General features: G+C 41.4%; 3 protein-coding genes and 1 tRNA gene. All 4 read left to right on the top strand.

The features are described from left to right. Positions 1-289 precede the first annotated feature (289 nt). Positions 290-366, top strand: a tRNA-Met gene (locus H5072_RS15055). 281 nt (positions 367-647) lie between these two features. Further along, positions 648-1,103: a ribosome maturation factor RimP gene (rimP, locus tag H5072_RS15060; protein WP_002958482.1), complete on the top strand. Its 456-nt coding sequence runs from the start codon at positions 648-650 to the stop codon at positions 1,101-1,103. 39 nt (positions 1,104-1,142) lie between these two features. Then, on the top strand, positions 1,143-2,642 hold the full coding sequence (gene nusA, locus H5072_RS15065; protein WP_182693979.1) for a transcription termination factor NusA: 1,500 nt from the start codon (positions 1,143-1,145) through the stop codon (positions 2,640-2,642). A gap of 25 nt (positions 2,643-2,667) precedes the next feature. Next, positions 2,668-3,315, top strand: a 648-nt coding sequence (locus tag H5072_RS15070; protein ID WP_182693980.1) for a translation initiation factor IF-2 associated domain-containing protein, incomplete at its 3' end; no start/stop codon positions are given.

Genomic DNA, 3,315 nt, shown 5'->3' on the forward strand with positions numbered 1-3,315 from the left:
TTTAAAACGTATTTTAAGAGTTATTAAACTTCAGTTTATCTGATTTTTATCCTGAAATAATAAGCTACTACATTTTATGGCTCAAGTATGGGAATTTTATAAAGTTGGCTGATTACTTATGTTACTTACATATACATTAAATTAGCATCTTGACGAATTGCAAATTTTATAAACTAATTGCGTATTATAGTTGCTAATTATCCTGTACATCCTTATAATAGCGGCCATTGTTTAGCGTGTTGTATAACAGCTAACAGCGATATTAAATTTAAGGTTTGATATCTATTGGCGCGGGATGGAGCAGTCTGGTAGCTCGTCGGGCTCATAACCCGAAGGTCGTCGGTTCAAATCCGGCTCCCGCAACCAATTCTACTAGTAGGTATTACCTTACTAATTTATATCGCGCATTCTAAGTAATGCGCGTTTTGCGTTTTAGGCTATGTAGTTTAATTAGGTCAGTTTACTGACTCGCAACCAAGCTTGGCCCTCGGCCACACAGTTTTATGCTTTATTGGTGTGACGCCCCGCTTGGTTCGGGGCGTTGTTGTATCTGCACCTTACGATTTGTGGCAATTGCTATCAAATTAAAATTTAAACTCAGTATTTTAGGGCTATAAGCCCTTTTTTTGTTTGTATGGAGGATTTTCGTGACAAAACTTGAACAAGATTTAGTAACCATGTTAACGCCTGCGGTAGAAATGTTAGGCTTTGAGTTGCATGGTCTTGAATTTGTACAAGCGGGTCGCCATTCTACCTTAAGAGTATATATTGCTCATGAGGATGGGATCTCAGTTGATAACTGTGCGGATGCCAGTCGCCAAATTAGTGCGATTTTAGACGTCGAAGACCCAATTACAAATGAATATGATTTGGAAGTATCGTCTCCTGGTGTTGATCGTCTATTATTCAAACAAGATCACTACGAGCAGGCGCAAGGAGAGGAAGTACGCGTGCGTACTAAACTTCCACAGGATGGTCGTCGTAATTTTAAAGGCGACTTAGTAGCAGTTAGCAGCGATATGATCACACTATCTAGCGATGGTGCAGAGCATCTGATCATGCTTAGTAACATCGAACGTGCGAATTTAATCGCGAAGTTTTAAATTCGAGTGCGAAGGAATAGGGCAAGCGAGGCATTACCCATGGCAAAAGAGATATTATTGGTTGCTGAAGCCGTTTCCAATGAGAAAGCGGTTCCAAAAGAAAAGATTTTTGAAGCTCTAGAGTTCGCTCTAGCGACAGCGACAAAGAAAAAACACGATGGCGAAATTGAAGTACGTGTAGCAATTGACCGTAAAACCGGTGATTACGATACGTTCCGTCGCTGGCAAATTGCCGCTGTATTAGAAGATGGTTCTTTAGAGAACCCATACAGCGAAATCACTCTAGAAGCAGCACAGGTTGAAGAACCTGATTTGCAAATGGGTGATTATGTTGAAGAGCAAATTGACTCAATCAAATTTGACCGTATTACAACACAAATGGCTAAGCAAGTTATCGTACAAAAAGTACGTGAAGCTGAGCGCGCTTTAGTTGTTGAAGCATACAAAGATCAAGAAGGCGAGCTGGTAACGGGTGTTGTTAAAAAAGCAACTCGCGATGCAATCGTACTTGATTTAGGTAACAACGCAGAAGCGGTAATTTACCGTGATGACATGTTGCCACGTGAAAACTTCCGCCCGGGTGATCGAATCCGTGGTCTTTTATATGAAGTTAAACCTGAAGCACGCGGTGCACAATTATTTGTAACGCGCTCTAAACCTGAAATGCTAATGGAATTATTCCGTATTGAGGTGCCAGAAATTGGCGAAGAGATGATTGAGTTACGTGCAGCTGCACGTGATCCAGGTTCACGCGCTAAAATTGCTGTTAAATCTAACGACAAACGCATTGATCCAATTGGTGCATGTGTTGGTATGCGTGGCGCACGAGTTCAAGCTGTATCGTCTGAGCTTGGTGGTGAGCGTGTTGATATCGTACTTTACGATGACAATCCAGCACAATTTGTTATCAATGCAATGGCGCCAGCAGAAGTTGCTTCAATCGTAATGGATGAAGACACTCACTCAATGGATATCGCTGTAGAAGCCGATAACCTAGCACAAGCAATTGGTCGTAATGGTCAGAATGTTCGTTTAGCAAGCCAATTAACTGGCTGGGAACTGAACGTAATGACTGTTGAAGACATGCGTACTAAAAATGAAGCTGAATCTGATAAGTTACTTAACTTATTCACTGAAAATTTAGATATAGATGATGAGTTTGCATCATTACTTATTAACGAAGGTTTCTCGACACTTGAAGAAGTGGCGTATGTACCTGCGTCTGAATTTTTAGAAATTGATGGTCTTGATGAAGAGACTGTAGATTTATTGCGTTCACGCGCAAAAGATGCATTGACAACTAAAGCTCTTAAAACGGAAGAAAGCTTAGATGGCGCAGAGCCTGCTGAAGACTTACTTGCGCTTGAAGGCTTAGAGCGTCACTTAGCATTTGTTATGGCAAGCAAAGGTGTTGTTACACTTGAAGACTTGGCAGAGCAAGGTATTGACGAATTAGTTGATATCACAGAACTTTCATCTGTAAAAGCGGGTGAACTGATTATGGCTGCACGAAACATTTGTTGGTTTGCAGACGAGTAATTTATTAACGGAGGTATTACACACTATGGCAGAAGTAAATGTTGAAAAACTAGCCGGCGATATAGGTACAACTGTTGATAAATTGCTACAGCAGTTTTCACAAGCAGGTATCACTAAGCAAGCAACTGATAACGTAACAGAAGCTGAAAAAGCAACGTTACTTGATCATTTAAGTAAGCATCATGGTGGTACAGGTTCAGATGGCCCAGCGCGTATGACTTTACAACGTAAGAGCAAAAGCACATTAAGTGTGACTGGTTCTACGGGTAAAGCTAAAGATGTTCAAGTTGAAGTTCGCAAAACACGTACCTACGTGAAGAAAAGCGCAATGGAACAAGAACAAGAGCAAGCACGCTTAGCCGCTGAAGAAAAAGCCCGTCTTGAACAGCAACAAAAAGCTGAACAAGAAGCCGCAGAATTAAAAGCGAAACAAGAGGCAGAACGTAAAGCGAAAGAAGAAGCTGACCGTAAAGCCAAAGAAGAAGCTAAACGCAAAGCTGATGCAGAGCGTAAAGCGAAACAAAAGCAGATGACCCCAGAGCAAAGTGCTAAGTCTGAGAAAGATCGCATAGAAGCTGAGCGTCTGCAAAAAGAAGCAGAAGAGGCCGCATTGAAGAAAGCTGAAGAAGAAGCGAAACGTCAAGCAGAAGAGGCAAGAAAGCTAGCTGAAGAG

Origin of the sequence: Pseudoalteromonas sp. SR45-5, assembly GCF_014163565.1 — a bacterium.
In the GTDB taxonomy this organism is placed as follows: domain Bacteria; phylum Pseudomonadota; class Gammaproteobacteria; order Enterobacterales; family Alteromonadaceae; genus Pseudoalteromonas; species Pseudoalteromonas distincta.

What these genes read in the sequence shown, in the direction of transcription:
- nusA (WP_182693979.1), top strand. Translation starts at nt 1,143, where the DNA reads ATGGCAAAAGAGATATTATTGGTTGCTGAAGCCGTTTCCAATGAGAAA.